The organism is Geobacter sp. OR-1 (assembly GCF_000813145.1).
GTDB lineage: Bacteria > Desulfobacterota > Desulfuromonadia > Geobacterales > DSM-12255 > Geoanaerobacter.
Map to the genome: position 1 here is coordinate 1 of NZ_BAZF01000015.1, position 16,789 is coordinate 16,789.

17 protein-coding genes, 1 pseudogene and 1 CRISPR repeat array are annotated in these 16,789 nt (G+C 55.3%); of the genes and pseudogenes, 6 read left to right on the forward strand and 12 right to left on the reverse strand.

Annotated features, from left to right (window positions below; genetic code table 11):
- Window positions 1-22: 22 nt before the first annotated feature.
- Window positions 23-295: a CRISPR direct-repeat array (repeat unit 29 nt; unit sequence CGGTTCATCCCCGCGCCTGCGGGGAACAT).
- 82 nt (window positions 296-377) lie between these two features.
- The 4 genes and pseudogenes from OR1_RS21720 to cas1e form a co-directional block, all read right to left on the reverse strand.
- A pseudogene (locus OR1_RS21720) lies at window positions 378-491 on the reverse strand (type II toxin-antitoxin system PemK/MazF family toxin); the annotation flags it as partial.
- Between the two features lie 29 nt (window positions 492-520).
- A complete protein-coding gene (locus OR1_RS14485; RefSeq protein ID WP_041972621.1) occupies window positions 521-754 on the reverse strand; it encodes a peptidase in 234 nt (77 codons plus the stop codon).
- Between the two features lie 39 nt (window positions 755-793).
- A complete protein-coding gene (cas2e, locus tag OR1_RS14490) occupies window positions 794-1,105 on the reverse strand; it encodes a type I-E CRISPR-associated endoribonuclease Cas2e (protein WP_041972622.1) in 312 nt (103 codons plus the stop codon).
- On the reverse strand, window positions 1,086-2,009 hold the full coding sequence (gene cas1e / locus OR1_RS14495; protein ID WP_152609916.1) for a type I-E CRISPR-associated endonuclease Cas1e: 924 nt from the start codon (window positions 2,007-2,009) through the stop codon (window positions 1,086-1,088). The genes cas2e and cas1e overlap by 20 nt, the downstream gene beginning before the upstream one ends.
- Before the next feature lie 241 nt (window positions 2,010-2,250).
- Here cas1e and OR1_RS14500 point away from each other — a divergent pair, with 241 nt between their 5' ends.
- Together OR1_RS14500 and OR1_RS14505 are read left to right on the forward strand one after the other, a co-directional pair.
- A complete protein-coding gene (locus OR1_RS14500) occupies window positions 2,251-2,493 on the forward strand; it encodes a ribbon-helix-helix domain-containing protein (protein WP_041972623.1) in 243 nt (80 codons plus the stop codon).
- Entirely contained in the window at window positions 2,478-2,813 is a 336-nt protein-coding gene (locus OR1_RS14505; protein WP_041972624.1) for a type II toxin-antitoxin system PemK/MazF family toxin, read from the forward strand. Before OR1_RS14500 ends, OR1_RS14505 begins: the two co-directional genes overlap by 16 nt.
- Before the next feature lie 277 nt (window positions 2,814-3,090).
- Here OR1_RS14505 and cas6e read toward each other — a convergent pair whose 3' ends face one another.
- From cas6e to cas3, 6 genes are read right to left on the reverse strand one after another with little or no spacing between them, the layout of a single operon-like run.
- Complete coding sequence (gene cas6e, locus OR1_RS14510) at window positions 3,091-3,696, reverse strand: type I-E CRISPR-associated protein Cas6/Cse3/CasE (protein ID WP_041972625.1); 606 nt, start codon at window positions 3,694-3,696, stop codon at window positions 3,091-3,093.
- Window positions 3,683-4,363, reverse strand: a complete 681-nt coding sequence (gene cas5e / locus OR1_RS14515) for a type I-E CRISPR-associated protein Cas5/CasD (RefSeq protein ID WP_041972626.1) — start codon at window positions 4,361-4,363, stop codon at window positions 3,683-3,685. Before cas5e ends, cas6e begins: the two co-directional genes overlap by 14 nt.
- Window positions 4,364-4,366: 3 nt before the next feature.
- Window positions 4,367-5,452 (reverse strand): type I-E CRISPR-associated protein Cas7/Cse4/CasC, encoded by a 1,086-nt coding sequence (cas7e, locus tag OR1_RS14520; protein WP_041972627.1) that lies wholly within the window; start codon window positions 5,450-5,452, stop codon window positions 4,367-4,369.
- Between the two features lie 29 nt (window positions 5,453-5,481).
- Window positions 5,482-5,931 carry a type I-E CRISPR-associated protein Cse2/CasB gene (gene casB / locus OR1_RS14525; protein WP_041972628.1) on the reverse strand — a complete coding sequence of 150 codons (450 nt, stop codon included), beginning with the start codon at window positions 5,929-5,931 and terminating at the stop codon, window positions 5,482-5,484.
- Window positions 5,909-7,447, reverse strand: coding sequence for a type I-E CRISPR-associated protein Cse1/CasA (gene casA, locus OR1_RS14530; protein WP_041972629.1), 1,539 nt, complete (start codon window positions 7,445-7,447; stop codon window positions 5,909-5,911). The genes casB and casA overlap by 23 nt, the downstream gene beginning before the upstream one ends.
- On the reverse strand, window positions 7,444-10,086 hold the full coding sequence (gene cas3 / locus OR1_RS14535; protein WP_041972681.1) for a CRISPR-associated helicase/endonuclease Cas3: 2,643 nt from the start codon (window positions 10,084-10,086) through the stop codon (window positions 7,444-7,446). The genes casA and cas3 overlap by 4 nt, the downstream gene beginning before the upstream one ends.
- Before the next feature lie 350 nt (window positions 10,087-10,436).
- Here cas3 and OR1_RS14540 point away from each other — a divergent pair, with 350 nt between their 5' ends.
- Window positions 10,437-10,661 (forward strand): addiction module protein, encoded by a 225-nt coding sequence (locus OR1_RS14540; protein WP_041972630.1) that lies wholly within the window; start codon window positions 10,437-10,439, stop codon window positions 10,659-10,661.
- The gene (locus OR1_RS21725) at window positions 10,658-10,798 is read left to right on the forward strand and encodes an addiction module protein (RefSeq protein WP_082002972.1); all 141 of its coding nucleotides are present in this window, start codon (window positions 10,658-10,660) and stop codon (window positions 10,796-10,798) included. Before OR1_RS14540 ends, OR1_RS21725 begins: the two co-directional genes overlap by 4 nt.
- Before the next feature lie 123 nt (window positions 10,799-10,921).
- Here the strand turns inward: OR1_RS21725 and OR1_RS14545 are convergent, their stop codons facing one another.
- Window positions 10,922-11,479, reverse strand: coding sequence for a transposase (locus OR1_RS14545; protein WP_041972631.1), 558 nt, complete (start codon window positions 11,477-11,479; stop codon window positions 10,922-10,924).
- 283 nt (window positions 11,480-11,762) lie between these two features.
- Between OR1_RS14545 and OR1_RS14550 the strand changes: the two genes are divergently transcribed.
- Window positions 11,763-12,983 carry an ammonium transporter gene (locus OR1_RS14550; protein ID WP_041972632.1) on the forward strand — a complete coding sequence of 407 codons (1,221 nt, stop codon included), beginning with the start codon at window positions 11,763-11,765 and terminating at the stop codon, window positions 12,981-12,983.
- Between the two features lie 122 nt (window positions 12,984-13,105).
- On the opposite strand, the gene OR1_RS20965 is transcribed toward OR1_RS14550, so the two are convergent.
- On the reverse strand, window positions 13,106-14,623 hold the full coding sequence (locus OR1_RS20965; protein ID WP_052440479.1) for an ATP-binding protein: 1,518 nt from the start codon (window positions 14,621-14,623) through the stop codon (window positions 13,106-13,108).
- Window positions 14,624-14,785: 162 nt separating this feature from the next.
- Between OR1_RS20965 and OR1_RS14560 the strand changes: the two genes are divergently transcribed.
- Window positions 14,786-16,561, forward strand: coding sequence for a M3 family oligoendopeptidase (locus OR1_RS14560; RefSeq protein ID WP_041972633.1), 1,776 nt, complete (start codon window positions 14,786-14,788; stop codon window positions 16,559-16,561).
- Window positions 16,562-16,789: the final 228 nt, after the last annotated feature.

The following is a 16,789-nucleotide window of genomic DNA, read 5'->3' on the forward strand; positions in this document are numbered from 1 at the left end:
TGCTGGCGTGTCTGCTGTACATCGGTTCATCCCCGCGCCTGCGGGGAACATGATATCTTTTTCTTGTCCTGGGAGAAGCGTCCCGGTTCATCCCCGCGCCTGCGGGGAACATCCCGGTCGTTGGCAAGTTGCGCCACCGGGTTGCGGTTCATCCCCGCGCCTGCGGGGAACATGCCATGGAAGGAAACCAGAAATGGATAAGTTACGGTTCATCCCCGCGCCTGCGGGGAACATCTCCGAGCCGTCTGACTTCTCGACTGTGACAATGGTTCATCCCCGCGCCTGCGGGGAACATACTTCCTCTATCTCATCGAAATTTCATTCGATTTTCAAAGAGCTTCATGCCACCGAAATTTGAACGGTTATTTCCACCCTTTCATGGGGTCAATAATGACAGTCCTCAAGTGCCGGTTCATCTCATCCGGGGAGATGACCAGACAGGGTCGTGTTTTTCTGTTTTCGTGGCCGATAGTGGAATCGAGGTTGACCAGATAGGCATGGTATCATTTCAGTTCCATTCTCAATCCTCCGCACCCAAGGCATCATCGATCAACAAGACATCGTCGCCACGTTCATGCATGGAGGCAAACGCCTTGTCCCAATCCCGCCGCGCCTTCCGCGCCACCGGACGAATAACTATTTCATCCTTACCCGGCAGAAGTTCCACTTCGTCTGTTAAATCGTACTGCCGCAGCAGAGCCGCCGGGATGCGCAGCACTTTGGAATTGCCGCTTGAAACGAGATGAATAAGCATTATCTTCTCCCCCATTATAATATGTGACATACAAAGTAATTACTTACTTGCACGGCCGGGCGAATCTGCTGAAACTTCCGGCAGAAAAGATACCAGCTTGATACCATCCATCTCCACCGGCATCCGGCGATTCTCCCCGAGGGTGAGGAAGTCGAAACCGGATTCGTTGTTGGACGTCCAAGCCATGACCGCATTGCCATCCTCAATCCCTTTTTCCAGGTTGTCCCAGATCATCTCCCTTACCCGGCGCGAAACATCCCCGACATACACACCTGCCCGCACCTCCACCAACCAGAGCCCCAGGCGCCCCCGCAGCCGTGGCGGCGCATTTTCAGTTACGATGACCAGCATCGCCGATACCCTCCTTATTGGGGATGGCCGGTGCTACCGCCTCTTCGTGCGCCTTTGGCCGCTCCAACTCCCCGGCAGCCAGCACCTCTTCAATGGTGGGGATGATCCGATCCAGCAGTTTGCTCTGGCGGAAGGCGTCCCGGCAGGCGAGCCGCACCTCCCGTTCCGGGTCGCGAGGTTTTTTGGCGGCAATCCGGAATGCCACCGGCACCACGGTATCGAACTTGAAGATATCGGCAATGTCATACACAAACGATTGCGGCTTGCCGGTGTGGATGAACCCGACTGCCGGGGCATAGCCCGCTGCCAGAATCGCCGCTTCGCAGATGCCGTAGATACAGGCAGTGGCTGACGACAGACAGCGATTCGGCAGGTCGCCGCTCTCCCATTCGGTATGGTCGTAGTTGCGGCGTTGCCATTCCACGTTGTACTGGCGGGCCAGAAGGTCGTACATCTTCCGCACCCGCACGCCCTCGATGCCGCGCAACTGCTCCACGCTACGCCGCTCCGGCGGTTCCTCCCTGAACCGGAGCGCATACATCTTGCGCACCACCTTGAGCCGCGCCGAGTCGTCCAGCGCCAGCTTGGCCTGATACAATAGCCGGTCCGACCGCGCACCGCCCGGCTGACCGGCTGCATAGAGCCGCACCCCGGCTTCGCCGATCCAGACCAGCAGGCATCCAACCCGCGCCGCAAGCACCACGGCGGCGTGAGATACCCGTGCCCCGGGCTCCAGCATCAGGCACGCCACCGAGCCGATGGGGATATGGGTGCGGACGCCGGTGACATCCACCACCACAAATGCGCCGTCAATAACGTCGAGATTTCCCCGCTCCACGTAGACCACCGAAATGCGGTCCTTGATCGGAAGCGGTTTTAATGGGGGAAGGATTGGTTGAGTCATGAATGTCTTACTCCTCCGATTCCGGCTTTGTTTCTGCCTTGTCAGACTCCCGCCTCACCCGGTTGGATTCTGATTTTGCCGCCTGTTTGCGGCCCCTGTATGCGCCACAACCTTTCTTGGCTCCGCTATGCTCTGTCTTCTTTGCGCCTTGTCCCATGCATTACTCCTTTTTCATGCGCACATATTGACTCCCTCCACGGTATGACATATCATCATACCATAACCATTATGGAGGTTCGTCATGGCAAAAGCCAAGCTGGCAGTGACAATGGACGAACAGATCCTGGCTGAAGTCGATTCACTTGTCAGGTCACACAGATTCCCCAATCGAAGTCGAGTCATTGAACTGGCGGTGCGGGAAAAGCTCGACCGCCTGTCCAAAAGCCGCCTGGCCGACCAATGTTCCCTACTGGACCCCACCTTTGAACAGTCCATGGCCGAAGAGGGGATAGGCGAGGAGATCGACCAGTGGCCCGCATACTGAGAGGCGATATCCGCTGGGCAGATTTGAACCCCACGCGCGGCAACGCACAGGCCGGTTTGCGGCCGGTGCTGATCGTAAGCGCCGATGTTTTCAACGCCCGCTCCGGCACGGTCATCGCCGTCGCCATAACCAGCCAGCCCCAAAGGGCCGGGTTTCCTCTCACCCTGGGACTCACCTCTTCCGTCCTTCCCAAACAGTCCTGGGTCAAGATCAGCCAGATCCGCACCCTCTCCGTAGAACGGATCGGCAAGAAGATTGCCGAGGCCAGTCCCGAAGAGCTGGCCCAAGTGATCGAGGGGCTGAATGAGATTGTGGGATGATCGTGCACAGCAGTTGTTGCAAATTTGCAACAACTGCCTCTCGCAGCAATTCCCGAGGGGCGACCCCCTTGGCCGCCCGCTGTTGATGTACCGATTCCGTAGGGGCGATCCTTGCGATCGCCCGCCTTGATGATTCTGTCAAAATCTGCGGCACAAGTTGTCGACAACTTGTCGACAGCTGATTTCACGAAGGGTAGGTACAACTTGCAACCATTCCTGGAAAGGGTAGTGGCATTTTGCCACCTCCCTTTCCAGTTATTCAGGATTTCTGAATAACTCAGGCCCGCGACAGCGACAGTAGCCCACAACCGAAGGCCTTTGCCGGGCCGATGCCGGTTTTTATCAAGGAAATCATCGATTCCGGATTTTGAACGGAAAGCGCCCCTTGAAAGCTGACTTGCTGAATCTTTCCGGCTCGATCTTCTTTGCTCTTCCTGAAGCGAAGCGGAAATACCGGATCGATGACAAGATTTTCCAGCTGAGCAACATCTAGAAACTTCCGCTCGATCCATGCTCGCTGGTCTTCTTCTTTTACAAGCGGCACCCTGCATTTTTTGGGCTCGCCAGAGGCATTTTTTCTCCCCCCTTCGTCGTTGATCATTTTGATCGGATTGGCGACCAGTAAAAAGCGTAACCGTTGCCCTTCCTGCAATGTCAGCGGATACTCCTTGCACCCCAATATTCGTGCCGTTTCAACAGATATCTCCGGCTTACGAAAGGACTGTAGCAATACCTCTGCGCTGTTGCGCTCCGACTGCCCGACTCGAAACAGAAAATCCCGCTCTGCCTCCGCATCCTCATGAAACAGCTTCCACAGTGCGCGATGTATTTCATAGGGGTTGCGGCAGGCAGTGCCGCTGATCATGACCTTACTCAGATACATGGCCACCTCCCAGAACATAGAGGTTACGCCCAGCAAACTGGCGCGGTTGCTGGATCAACGGCACATCGCGGACCCGTTTCATCGTGTCGCTGATTTTTTCCTCGCTGTAGATCGTTCCGCCTTGCGGGGCAACCGATTGCAATGCCTCCGCCACACCGTTTGCTGTTACGCAGGCATGAAACAATGGTCTGGCAAGGGGACAGCTGCGCCGCCCCAGATAAGGCGTAAAGAGCGGTTGCTGAACTGCCTTTTCCAGTTCGGCAAGAGACACTTCGGCATCGGCACGACACCAGAGCGCTATGGTAAATTCGGCGTCATAGAGGTATTCGCGCCACGTCTGGATGGTTTCATGGCTCTTCAAGCCGGTGTAATCCTCGCGAGCATCTTTGACCGTGTGGTAATCAGTCATTTTCACCATGCGAACCGTTTGCACTGATCCATTCTTGCGGGGAACGCGGCGTTCATCAACCCTTACCGCCATGCCGACACTATCCGCCAGTGCCTGCAAACGATCACGCTCATTACGGCCAATGCCGAGGCAAGCACCGAGAAGTCCGAGTAGAGCACTACATGTTGGGAAATTTGCCGACGGGCGCAATCCCTCAAAAGTATGCTCTCCCCACGCCTGCATGGGGCCATGCAGTTTTAAAATGAGATAGTCGCCCATGGCTTACCCCTTTCCGTCGGTTTTCACCCATGTCTTCAACTCATCCAGAGTCTTTGCCGCTTTCACCCCTTCGGGAACTTCTGCAAAGAGCGCAAACTGGCCGCACCGCTCATCAAGGCCATACCCGGTATAGACTGCCTGCCGGTAGTCTTGTAGCGCTTTGATTGAAGGCTTCAGAAACCCTGAAGATGCCTTGACCGGCTCTTCAAAGGCATTGGCAAGAGAGATCGGCATGTCGGAAAACGATACCATTGCCAGATCAGCCAGATTGTGGGCGGCAAAACTCTGCTGCTTGGCGGAAGGGACTATCGTCGCCATCAGATGCAGCACATGGGCGGCGATTTCAAGCGCTTTTTCGCGTGGAGCATTGCCCAGATTCTTTTGCAACTGATCAATATTCAGACTGGCATAACGATAAAAAACCCCGCTGGAAAACTCCTGGGTATCAAGGTGACCGGAACCCAGTTCCTGAAGATCGTCAACTGCGGTAAACCAGTCAATATCTGCATCAACAGTGTGGGTGGTGATGGCGTGAGCGACAGCAAGAGCACCGTCAACCTTGCCAAGTTCGCTCAAAAGCCCAGATGTAGCCATACGTCCGGAAAGCGCTATATCAAGCCCTTTTGCCAGCGCTTGTCGCATAGCCGCGGCTTGATCCTTGATCTGCTTGGCAAGCCCTTTTTCATCAAGCCCCTGCTCAACTCCTTTCTTGACCTGATCACAGAACCATGCAAACTCTTCAACAGCCCATGGAGCAACGGCATCCCCTTCAACAGCAACCTCTGCTTTCAAATCCTTTACTGTCAGCAACGCCAGAGTTTTACCAATCAACTCAGCATCAAACCGATCAGCAAGGCGATCGACAAGACAAGCTTTCAAGTCTCCAAGATGCTTGGTCCGGATAGTTGCCTCTCCAAGATTATCCGCATAATACTTGCTCTTGCGCATGGTTCGCTTCAAGCTCTGGCTGGAAACACGCACCCGCCGCTTGCCGCCAAAGATGGCCGACTTCTGCATGTTCATATCGTCACGATTGAGACAGGACGGGCTGTGGGAAATAAGGATGTGAAAGTTGATGAAATTTTTCATGGCTGATTCCTTTCGTATATGAGTTTTGATTACTTGGGTTGATTGAGAAAATAGTCTTCCAGAAGATCGCGTTTGCTCCGGTCGTTCCAATACCAGAGGGTTTTCGCCGCCATAGTCCAGTTTGCGGACGGTTCAACCATCTGCACAATGCGGCGCAGTTGGATCATGTCGTTGGGCGAATCCGAACGAACAACCTGAAACAGTCGTTTTTCACTGACACTTTTCCCTCTGGTCAGTGCCTTGCCAAGCCCGACAGCATCATTGTTGTGCCTGATGTACGGCAAACAAAAAATCAACCGCTGGTATGCCTGTTTTTCCCATTCAGCGTGGGCTTTCCCACTGAACAGACGATAAAAGGTCGGCACCTCAAGCAACTCATCAGGCTTGGCGACTCGTCGCAATTCAGCCTTCGGCCCATTCGCCAACTGCTCCCAGGCGTGATAGAGCGCCATGAAATCAGGGAATTTTTGCTGTTCCATTGTCTCCTCCTGTATTCATTTGTGGTTCCAGATTATTCAAATGTTTGAAGAGCGTCCGCCTGGCAACCGCCAGCGTTTTGATCAATTGTGGATCATTCAGATAGGGACGAGTGGCTTCATTGAAAAGATCGGTGGCTATCGACTTTAATGAAGCACGCATTATCGCCAGTTCCGGTGCCGGATCGGCAAAATCTATCCTCGCCAGCGTTTCTTCGATGGTCGGCTCGGAGCGCCGGTAAAATTGGGCTTCCGCAGCTTGATTAATTTTCACGCCTGCGCCTTTCACATCCTTTACACCATTCACAAAAACGAACACTGCCTTGTACAAAGCATCACGATAACTGCGTCCTAAGGAAACCAATTCACCGATAACTCCCGAATGTTTGTCCCACCCATGATTCAACGTAAAAACCTCATGTCGTCGTTCAAGAACCGAAGCCTGATTGTTACGGTAACCGCCAATCAGCAAGTGGAGTTTTTGCAGCTGAGGAGGAAGAATCTTGCGAGCTTGTGTAATAACCTCAGCCGGTTGCTGACCATCGGTATTAGTCTTATCAATCTGCTGCTGAACTACAAACCGACTTAGCTGTGTCCAGGCAGGCGCCGAGGTCGTAAAGGAAGCAAACTTTTCTTCAATCTCACCTTTCTTGCTGGTCATGATGCGGGGTGAGTGGGGATGGGGCCAAGTCCCGGAAACCGTGTAACTAAACTTTGCCTTATTGAATGCGACGTATGCCTTGTCAGTACGGCAGCCGCAGCATGAACATATCTCTGCCGCCACCGGCGGCAGTAACTCAATATGCGCCGGTTGCCATAACAAACCACGGACAACGCCTATTCTCTGCGCAGGAATGGTCTCTCCCGCCTTCAGTGGCTCAATCCAGGTGGGCTTCTGCGGAGCGGTATCTCTGTGCCAGGGGAAATTCAATATCAGCTCTTCTTCATGCAGCACATTGAGCCAGACAGTCCGCCGCAAATGGTCGCCTTGAGCCAATGTTGTAATGGGTGCACTGCCACGCAATCCGGCTTTAAATCCACCACCAAAGCTCGGTGCGCACGATGCCTGGTTAAACAGGACAATCGCCGCGCAACCTCCACACAAGCCGTCTGCCAATCCCGCCTGATTAACGAAACAACTGTTGGTCGCGCCCGTCACCCCGGCCAGCAGCTTATCCATCGGCGTCGGGTCTTTTGCTGCAACCCCGCGAACCTGCATGAATGGCTGTTTCGGATGATCAACGCAAAACCAGTCGGCAAAATTTCGAATACTTGATTCGTACTCTTCAACCGTAATCGGTCTGGCAATACGGATCATTAACTCCTTGCCGTCTTTCGGTGTAAACAGCGCCTGGGTAATGCAGATCAACAACTGCATCGCCGCAAGCTCCATATCATCTCGTGGAAGGCATAACTCCCACTTCCCCTCTCCGCACAGCAGTTCGCGCAGAGAGATCTTGACCGCTCCGCCGCTTTCCAGCGGTCGGACCGGTATCCACTGATCGATAAGTAGATTCATTTTTCTCTCTCCAGTCCCATGTCTTTGTGATAGCGAAAAGTCACCCCTTTAGACATCCCCCGGTAACCTTCCCCCTCCTGCTCCATCTCAAGCCAGAACCTCCCTTCATCAGGATTTCCAAGATCGTACTGCCATGATTTCGGTACACCGACACTATTCAAAGACAGCGCCTCAAGTTGCCTGAGTTCGTCCAGGGTCTCGAAAACTGTCCCATCCATCAACCTCCGCCCTTGCGCTGTATGGAAGAACGGCACAACGGAAAGGTTCATTTCTCCGTCGCGCGTTACGGCAAGAACCTTGTCATCGGTGTCATTAAACGGATTCATTGCCGTATCCACCATGTACCGTGCCTTGTAGCGCTTGATCTCTTCGATTTCGTATTTGAATTTCTCGTAACCTTCGGTTACTGACAACGGTTCATCTCCCCATATGTCTTCCTGATATACCGACTCGATCCAGTCACGGTAAGCCTTGGGAAAGACAATCATTCCCTCCGGAGCGGCAACCAGTTTTTCAGCTGTCCGCCAGAGAATTCGGGTATTGGCATAGATAACCCCGTGTAAACCGAAATCACCCCCTTCGGGCAACAGCACTGTACAAAGTGGTTCTTCAAAACCTGCCGGCCGTTTGCCAGGCCGATGATGCCGGTGCAATCGCCCCATCCGCTGAAACAAGAGGTCTACCGGGCAAAGCTGGGTAATGATCCAGTCAAAATCAATATCCAGCGACTGCTCTACAACTTGTGTCGCGACCAGAATTCTTCCCTTTTTACGATCTCCGCCTAAGCCAAACCGGTCAATGACATCCAGCTCTTTGTCCTGACGATGGCTATAGCAATAGCGGGCATGAAACAGATCAACCGGCAAACCGGTCATGCCCCGCAATGTGCGGACAAGTCCTTGCGCCAAATTCACCAGATTGCAGACAATCGACACCTGAGCCCCGGCTTCGGCTGCGGCAACAATCCGGCGGAGCAAGGATTCATCGGGAAGTAACCCCTCGATGCGGATTGGCTCGACTTTGACCGTTACGTTTTCCGGTAACTGCCCAGGATCAAGTTCATGAGATAGTGGATCAGCTCCGTCGGTCCAGGTAATTAGCGGATACGGAACTTTCTCTTCCTGTTGCCCCGGATTAGCTCCCCAGGCAGAGCAGAGTTGCCTACGCTGACAATCCGGTAAAGTTGCCGACAGGAGAATTGCCGAGCCTCCCGAGGCTTTCTGCTGCCGAAGAACCTCTTCCAACAAGCCATACATGTAGGCGTCATAGGCATGAACCTCATCGACGATCAGCACGCTTCGCCCAACCCCGAAGCCGCGTACAAAGCGGTGTTTAACCGGCAACACCGACACCAGCACCTGATCCACGGTACAGACACCAATTTGCCCGAGGAAGACCCGCTTGCGGCTTTCCGCCAGCCACTGACTGCACTGCACCCAGCCATCTTCTTGGGAGTCATATCCATCGATTGCGCTATGTTTTATTTTTGTAAAGGCATCATTGAAACGGGCTAAACCATGGGCCAGCAGAAGATTCGGCTTATCTGCGAACAGAAGAGGGGTAATTCTTTCCAATCGCCCAAGCATGGCATTTGCCGTGGCCTGCGTCGGCAGGGCAAATACAATGGAATCGGCCAGACCTGCGGCGACAAGCCGCCAAGCATAGGCCAGGGCAGTTTCCGTTTTACCGCTGCCGGTGGGAGCTTCCACCAGCGTAAGACCGGTTTTCAGAGGTAAGTCATCTACCAGCGTTTGCAGTGACCGTGGCTTGTTCTCTTTGCCTAGTAACGCGCTGACTCCTTCATAGGACTTGGGCTGTCCAATGACACCGGAAAGTTGCAAAACCCTCGGCGCATCATTAACAAAACGCTCTTCAAAATATGTCTGCAAATCCCGCTCTTCCCGACAATAACAGAAATTCTCATTATCACAGCGGGATCCAAGCCAGTCTGCAACAGAGCAAAAACCAGCCATGAGCGGCGAAAATACAGGAGGCAAGTCGACAAAAGAAAGCCCGATCGGCGAGAGGAATAGGGATTCAACCGCGTGGAACCATGCGCTACGAGCTGAACGGTCAACTTCACCTAAACGCTTGTCGTATGTTGAGGACAGGGAAGCTTGAGGTACATAATCGGCAGACTTGATATGCCCGTGATGTCCGGTTACAGCTTCAATCCACGGTTTCAGCAAATCCCAATTGCCTAAGGTGCTTTCCATTTGATCAAGGAAATCCCAGCCCGTATTTTGCTGCGTATCCGTATCATTTTGCTTGGTAGCATGATCCTGAATGAACCAGGAAAGGCCACCTTCTCCATGATAATAGCTTATACATTCCTGAATACTTGGAAGTGATTCGTATGTATTAGCATTCGGATAGAGCAACTTCCAAAGCGACATCACCCGTAATTGAAATCGTACGTCAAATTTTCCATAGTCATGAAGTGCTACGAAGAAAAGAACCCACGCCCGAAGCTGCTCTTCAGGCAGGTTATTGTAAAGTTTAAACCCATGGCGAATAGCCGGGCTATCATCCCACCACGCGGCCGCCACCGCCGCCACATCAAGACAATGATACGGCAACAAATGACAACCATCCCCATCCTTCTCCGCCTTCCCCCAATACCGGAAATACTTCTCCATCATCCCCTCCCAAGACCGGGCACCCACAAGGTTCGCCCCTACGAAATCATCACACCAGGCACCCACGCAGGGGTGCCCCTACATCGTTGTGCACATCCGGGCGGACAGACAGGGCCATCCCTTCAGGCATCATAAATGAAAAGAACCTTAACACAAGCCAATGACATAATATGTCGCAACCACAAAAGCGTTCTAATTCGATTATACCGGAATAAACAACTGTGATCGGCCGCTGCCACATCGGCCTACTGCCCGCAATCCAGCATCCCTACTGCTTTGACACAGCATTTCCGGTGTGCTAGGGTGTGTTCATAATTCACAATTATTTTGAACACAGTCAGAGGCCATCGATGAGTATCGAAGAACTGAGAGCTGAAGCCCTCAAATTGAGTCCGGTGTCACGGGCGTTCCTCGCTCGGGAGTTGCTGGCCAGCCTGGACGACATGAATGATGCGCAAATCGAGCATCTATGGGTCGATGAAGCATGCAGTCGTGACAACGAACTGGATGAAGGAAGCGCACAAGCATCCCCTGCAGACAAAGTCCTGGCCCGAGCCCGGAATCGCCGGCAATGACCCTGAGTTTTGACGATGTTGACCGTAAAACCTTGGATGTGCTCTGGGCTATGGAGGCGGAAGACCGGATAGAGGCTTTCCGGCGAGGGGAATTCTCCGCCATCCCAGCTGAAGAGGTGTTTTCTAAGCTCGGATAGACGGAGATGCAAGGTTTTCCATCATTGTTGATTGCCCAAAAATTCACTTCTCTCCCCTCACATAAGGCGAACACAAGGTTCGCCCCTACGAAATCATCAAACCGGGCACCCACAGGGGCGCCCCTACGGTTGATATTCCTCGTCATCGGCCCAATTGGCCGGGTTATTGCGGATATATTCGCGGATTCCGGCCAATTCGGCGTCATCCCTGATGACCCGCTCGTAATAATTGCGCTGCCATAACCGGCCGGGGAACGGCGACCAACCGCATTCCTTCACGCCGCGAATGTACGCGTTGGTGGTCATGGTTTTGAACCAATCCATCGCATCACCCAATGTAGGGGCGGCCCTGTGTGGCCGCCCTTTTATCGACGTTGAACCATCTAAATCTGGGCACCCACACAGGGGTGCCCCTACGAAAACAATGATTCCATGGAAATGGTTGGGCATAATGACAAACGTATCCAATTCAATCGTTGGGAATTTGTTATGCAATTCCCGCCACATCGCCGCCACCATTTGCCCCGCGGCATTCAACGACATCTCACCGTCACGTATGCCGCCCAACAAGCATTCCCGCCCGTGGACGCATATGGTGACGAAATATGCTCCGACGCCGGAATAATCGTAATCCCGCAACCGGATCGAACGGCGATGATCTGTTTCCGGGTTGTACCCCATCTTCCCCTCCGCGCTTCGCATCATAAACGTGAACGAACCCTAACACAAGACCATGACAGAATACGTCATTACACAAAAACGTAGGGGCACTGATTGCCACGCCCTGGTCATCCTCCATTCAGCCTATTATTTAGGCAGCACGGCGGTTAATTATACAATTCCACCCCAGAACAGATTGTTTTTTTGAATGATTCAAGCCAGTTGCAAGTTTGGCAAAGAGGTTGCTCATAGGTAGGCGATGTCACGAAGGTGTGGCTTCATATCTGCCAACGGGGGTAGGAATATGGACGCAGTGTCAGCGACTACAGCAATCAAGCATAGTGCCGACGTTCTCTTTCTCATGCTCGGCGCGGTCATGGTCTTTGCCATGCACGCCGGTTTCGCCTTTCTTGAAGTAGGCACGGTCCGGAAGAAGAACCAGGTCAACGCCTTTGTCAAGATCCTCACCGACTGGTCGGTCTCGACGGTCGCCTATTTTGTTATCGGTTTCCCCATCGCTTACGGCATATCGTTCTTGAAGCCCGTTCCGGCCATTCTCGGCGGCAACCAGGGGTACGACCTGGTCCATTACTTCTTTCTCCTCTGCTTCGCGGCCTGCATCCCGGCCATCATCTCCGGCGGCATTGCCGAGCGGGCCAAGTTCTGGCCGCAGGTGATCGCCGGCGGCATTTTCGCAGGGCTGGCCTACCCGCTGTTCGAGTCGCTGATCTGGGGGCAAAACAATTCGGCGTTGCAGGGGCTGTTCAAGAGCATCGGCGGCGCGGAGTTCCACGATTATGCCGGTTCGGTGGTGGTCCATTCCATCGGCGGCTGGCTGGCGCTGCCGGCAGTGCTGCTGCTCGGACCGCGGATGGGACGCTACCTGCGCGGCAAATCGCACCCGATCCCGATCAGCAACATCCCGTTCCTGGCGCTCGGCTCCTGGATTCTGGCGGTGGGGTGGTTCGGCTTTAACGTGATGAGCGCCGGCAACCTGGAGAAGGTATCCGGCCTGGTGGCGGTCAATTCGCTGCTCGCCATGGTGGGTGGGGTCCTGGGCGCAATCTGGGCCGGCAAGAACGACCCAGGTTTCGTGCACAACGGTGCCTTGGCCGGTCTGATCGCGGTCTGCGCCGGCAGCGACATCATGCACCCGCTGGCATCGTTTGCCGTGGGGGTAATCGCTGCCTTTATCTTCGTCTTCGGATTCTCCATCGAGCAGGAAAAGCTTAAGATCGACGATGTCCTCGGGGTCTGGCCGCTGCACGGCATCATCGGGAGCTGGGGCGGGATTGCCGCCGGGATCTTCGGCCAGCCGCTTTTCGGCGGGGCCGGCGGCGTCAGTTTCGTCTCGCAGCTGCTCGGCACCCTTTGCGCCATCGCCTTTGCCCTGGCAACCGGCTTCATTACCTATTCGATCCTCAAGAAGACCGTCGGTATCCGCCTCCACGAGGAGGATGAATTCCGTGGTTCGGACCTGACGGTCCACTCCATCGGCGCCTACCCCGAGGACCACGTGCGCTAGCAGGCAATGGTCCGGTTCGACTCCGCTCCTTCCTCAAGGGGAGCGGAGTAGAACTTCATTCACCCTTCACCCTTCACCCTTCACCCTTCACCCTTCACCCTTCACCCTTCACCCTTCACCCTTCACCCTTCACCCTTCACCCTTTCGCCCAGCGTGAAATAGAACGTTGCCCCCTTACCCTCGGCCGCATCGGCCCAGATCCTGCCGCCATGTCGCTCGATGATCCGCTGCACAATGGGGAGTCCCATGCCGCTCCCTTCAAATTCCACTTCGGAGTGGAGCCGGCAAAACGGTTCAAACAGCTTGTCGGCAAATGACATGTTGAATCCGGCGCCGTTGTCCCTGACGAAATAGACCGGTTCCGCCGCCACCTCGGTACGGCCGATCTCGATCTCGGCTTCGGGCACCTTCGCACTGTACTTGAGCGCGTTGCCGATCAGGTTCCGCATACAGATGGTGAGCATGCTCCGGTCCGCCTGAACCAGGAGATCCGGCGCGATCTCCAGCCTGACGCTTCGTTCCGGCGTCTCTGCCAGCAGTTCCCGGGCGGTCTGGCCGCTCAGCACCGACAGGTTGACAGGCTCTTTTAGAACCTCGGTCCGGGCGAGCCGGTTCATCAGCAGCAGGCTGTCGATCACGCTCCGGAGTCTCAAGCTGGCAACGCCGATCCGTTCGGACAGATATGTAAGCGCCCCGGAATGCCTCGCCTCCGGCGATTCGGCCAGCGCACCGCTGAAACCCTGAAGCCGGGCAAGCGGCGCCCGCAGTTCGTGCGAGATGGAATAGCAGAAAGTCTCCAACTCCCGGTTGAGACGCTGCAGATCCATGGTCCGCTGTGCCACCCGCTGATCCAGTTCTTCGTTCAATGACCGGAGTTCATCTTCAAAACGTTTCCGCTCGGTGATATCCCGCACCACGCTGACATGGTTTTTGACATCCCCCTGCTCGTAAAGGATGGGGGAGGCTAAATGTTCGGAATCGAAATCGGTCCCATCCTTGCGCCGCATCCGGTATCTGGTCTCGAAAACCCCCTTGTCGGCATAAGCCTGCAGCATCTCCCTGCGAAACCGGTCCGCCATCTCCGTCGTCAGGTGCAGACAAGTGGTGTTGGCGCCGAGAAGTTCGTCGCGGCTGTAGCCGAACATCCTCTCTACCGTGACATTAGCATCGAGGATCCTGCCGGTGCCGGTCTCGACGATGAAGATCGATTCGTCCAGGCTGGCAAAGGTCTTCTCCAGAATCGTATTGGTATTGCGGAGCGATTCCTCAAGCTGCTGCCGTTCAACCACCTCTTCCTCAAGACTCCTGTTGAGTGCGGCCAGTTCGCTCTGCCGGTCCAGCAGATCCTGGTGCGTCCGCTTGATATCGGCAAACAAAGGTCCGAACTTCCAGATACCACAGAGCATGAGGAGCGAGATCACCATGCCGAGGACCTCTACCGTCATGTCCCCCTGCTGGTTGCCGCTCAACAGATGCTGCAGCGCGATGGCCCGGCGCACTCCCTGCAATACAAAGCCGGATGCCAGGAAAATCCAGGCAGCTATGGCGCCGCTCACCAGTATCAGCCTGACAGCCAAATAGGCCGCCATAAACTGGAACAGGATCGAGAGCGACATTATCAGGAGGATCGTCTGTTTCAAAGATTCATTCCCTGTACCGGCAGGTGTACATATTTACATACATTAACAGACTATCATTTAATTGCAATAACTAAGAATGCCCGGACCGCGCGCTCTGCCCCCCTTGACGCATGACGATTCCTGGTCTAACCTTTTCGTTACCCAATCCAGAGGAGATGACCGATGACCGATACCATGCGCTGGGACACAACACGCCTTTATTCCTCTCCGGACGCACCGGAACTGGAACGCGATTACGGGCAGGCAGCAGCTGACGCCGGTGCGTTCCGGGAACGCTACCTGGGCAAGGTAGGGACACTGGATGCTGCCGGGCTGCTGGCCGCGCTGCAGGAATACGAGCGACTGCAGGAATCCGCCGTGCTCCCCCAGCTGTACGGACATCTCCTGTTCGCTGCAGACAGCGAGTCGGACCGGCACAAGACGCTGATGCAGCGCGGCATGGAGTTCGGCAATGAGATCTCCCGGGAAATCCTGTTCTTCGATCTCGAACTGATGGCGATCCCTGAAGACTCTTTTGCGCCGGTAATCGCTGATGGCCGGCTTGCCGGCTACCGGCATTATCTGGCCGCCATCCGCAGGTTCCAGCCGTATGCCCTGCCCGAACGGGAGGAACAGCTTCTGACCCGGAAGAACCTGACCGGGATCCAGGCATTCAGCAAACTGTTCGACGAACTGAGTGCGTCGCTCACCTTCAGGATGGAGCTGGACGGAGAAGAGCGCGACTTTACCGGCGAGGAGCTGATCTCGCTGCTCCACCACCCGGACGCAGCGGTCCGCGAACGGGCGCTGAGTGTGTTCCTGAACGGGCACGCCGATCAGGGGATTGTGCTCTCCACCGTGTTCAACACGGTGGCGCTCGACCACGGCCAGGAGATGGAGCTGCGGGGGTACTCCGACCCGATGCAGCCGACCAACCTGGGAAACGAGCTCGCCATGGAGGCGGTGGAGCACCTGATGCAGGTCACGGAGCGTAATTTCCCTCTGGCCCAGGAGTATTTCCGGATCAAGGCCGGACTGCTCGGGATGGACAAGCTGAAGAATACCGATGTCTATGCCCCGGTCGGCGAGTGCCACCGGAAATACAGCTTCGAGGACGCCAGGAAACTGGTGCTGGACGCCTACAGCGGCTTCAACCCGGATTACGGGCCGCTCATCGACGGCTTTTTCAGGGAACGCCGGATCGATGTCGAGCCGAGGCCGGGCAAATCGGGCGGCGCATTCTGCATGGGGCTCACGCCGCAACTGCCGCCATACCTGCTGTTAAATTTCACCGGCAACCTGAGAGACGTCTCAACGCTCGCCCACGAAGCCGGCCACGGACTGCATTACCTCCGGTCGCAGGAGCAGACCATGCTGAACTACCATGCGCCGCTCCCCCTGGCAGAGACCGCGTCGGTATTCGGAGAGATGCTGCTGACCAGCAGGATGCTGGCCGAAGAAACCGACCGGGAGGTGAAGATCTCCCTGCTCTGCGCCACTATTGAGGATATCATCGCCACCACCTTCCGCCAGGTGGTGTTGACCCGCTTCGAGCAGCGGCTGCACAACGAACGGAGCAGCGGGCTCCTCCCCTCGAACCGGATCTGCGAGATCTGGTGGGAAGAGAACGGCAAGCTGTTCGGCGATTCAGTGGAAATGATCGAACCATACCGCTGGGGGTGGAGCTATATCTCCCATTTCATCCACACCCGGTTCTACTGCTATGCCTATACCTTTGCCGAACTGCTGGTCCTGTCCCTCTATAGCCGGTACCGGGAGACCGGCCCGGCCTTTGTCCCGCTATTCGATGCGGTACTCCGGAGCGGCGGTTCAAGATCGCCGGCAGATACCGCGGCGCTCGCCGGGATCGATATCAACGACCCCGGGTTCTGGCAAAAGGGTTACGACCTGCTGGCAGAGCTGGTCGGCCAGCTGAAGGGACTGGTGAAACCCACTTAATAAGACGGCTTTTTTTACTATTCACTATTTCACACCCTTATTGGCACCTCGCGTCAACTATTTGACCCGGTGAAAATGGCGCCATTGTCCAGGCGCCATTGATCCTTCCCGCCGGAGCGGCGCAGGCAAAGGGTTTCAGCGGCAGCACCCTTTTCACTCCCCCTCCGGCCCTGAGGGCATGGAAATTGCTCATTTACCCTGAGTCCGCGGGACGGCCTCGCAAATCCC

What these genes read in the sequence shown, in the direction of transcription:
- casA (WP_041972629.1), bottom strand. Translation starts at nt 7,447, where the DNA reads ATGAATCTACTTATCGATCAGTGGATACCGGTCCGACCGCTGGAAAGC.
- OR1_RS14550 (WP_041972632.1), top strand. Translation starts at nt 11,763, where the DNA reads ATGGACGCAGTGTCAGCGACTACAGCAATCAAGCATAGTGCCGACGTT.
- cas5e (WP_041972626.1), bottom strand. Translation starts at nt 4,363, where the DNA reads ATGGGCGACTATCTCATTTTAAAACTGCATGGCCCCATGCAGGCGTGG.
- OR1_RS14500 (WP_041972623.1), top strand. Translation starts at nt 2,251, where the DNA reads ATGGCAAAAGCCAAGCTGGCAGTGACAATGGACGAACAGATCCTGGCT.
- OR1_RS14560 (WP_041972633.1), top strand. Translation starts at nt 14,786, where the DNA reads ATGACCGATACCATGCGCTGGGACACAACACGCCTTTATTCCTCTCCG.
- cas1e (WP_152609916.1), bottom strand. Translation starts at nt 2,009, where the DNA reads ATGACTCAACCAATCCTTCCCCCATTAAAACCGCTTCCGATCAAGGAC.
- OR1_RS14540 (WP_041972630.1), top strand. Translation starts at nt 10,437, where the DNA reads ATGAGTATCGAAGAACTGAGAGCTGAAGCCCTCAAATTGAGTCCGGTG.
- cas6e (WP_041972625.1), bottom strand. Translation starts at nt 3,696, where the DNA reads ATGTATCTGAGTAAGGTCATGATCAGCGGCACTGCCTGCCGCAACCCC.
- cas3 (WP_041972681.1), bottom strand. Translation starts at nt 10,086, where the DNA reads ATGGAGAAGTATTTCCGGTATTGGGGGAAGGCGGAGAAGGATGGGGAT.
- casB (WP_041972628.1), bottom strand. Translation starts at nt 5,931, where the DNA reads ATGGAACAGCAAAAATTCCCTGATTTCATGGCGCTCTATCACGCCTGG.
- cas2e (WP_041972622.1), bottom strand. Translation starts at nt 1,105, where the DNA reads ATGCTGGTCATCGTAACTGAAAATGCGCCGCCACGGCTGCGGGGGCGC.
- OR1_RS14485 (WP_041972621.1), bottom strand. Translation starts at nt 754, where the DNA reads ATGCTTATTCATCTCGTTTCAAGCGGCAATTCCAAAGTGCTGCGCATC.
- OR1_RS21725 (WP_082002972.1), top strand. Translation starts at nt 10,658, where the DNA reads ATGACCCTGAGTTTTGACGATGTTGACCGTAAAACCTTGGATGTGCTC.
- OR1_RS14545 (WP_041972631.1), bottom strand. Translation starts at nt 11,479, where the DNA reads ATGGGGTACAACCCGGAAACAGATCATCGCCGTTCGATCCGGTTGCGG.
- cas7e (WP_041972627.1), bottom strand. Translation starts at nt 5,452, where the DNA reads ATGAAAAATTTCATCAACTTTCACATCCTTATTTCCCACAGCCCGTCC.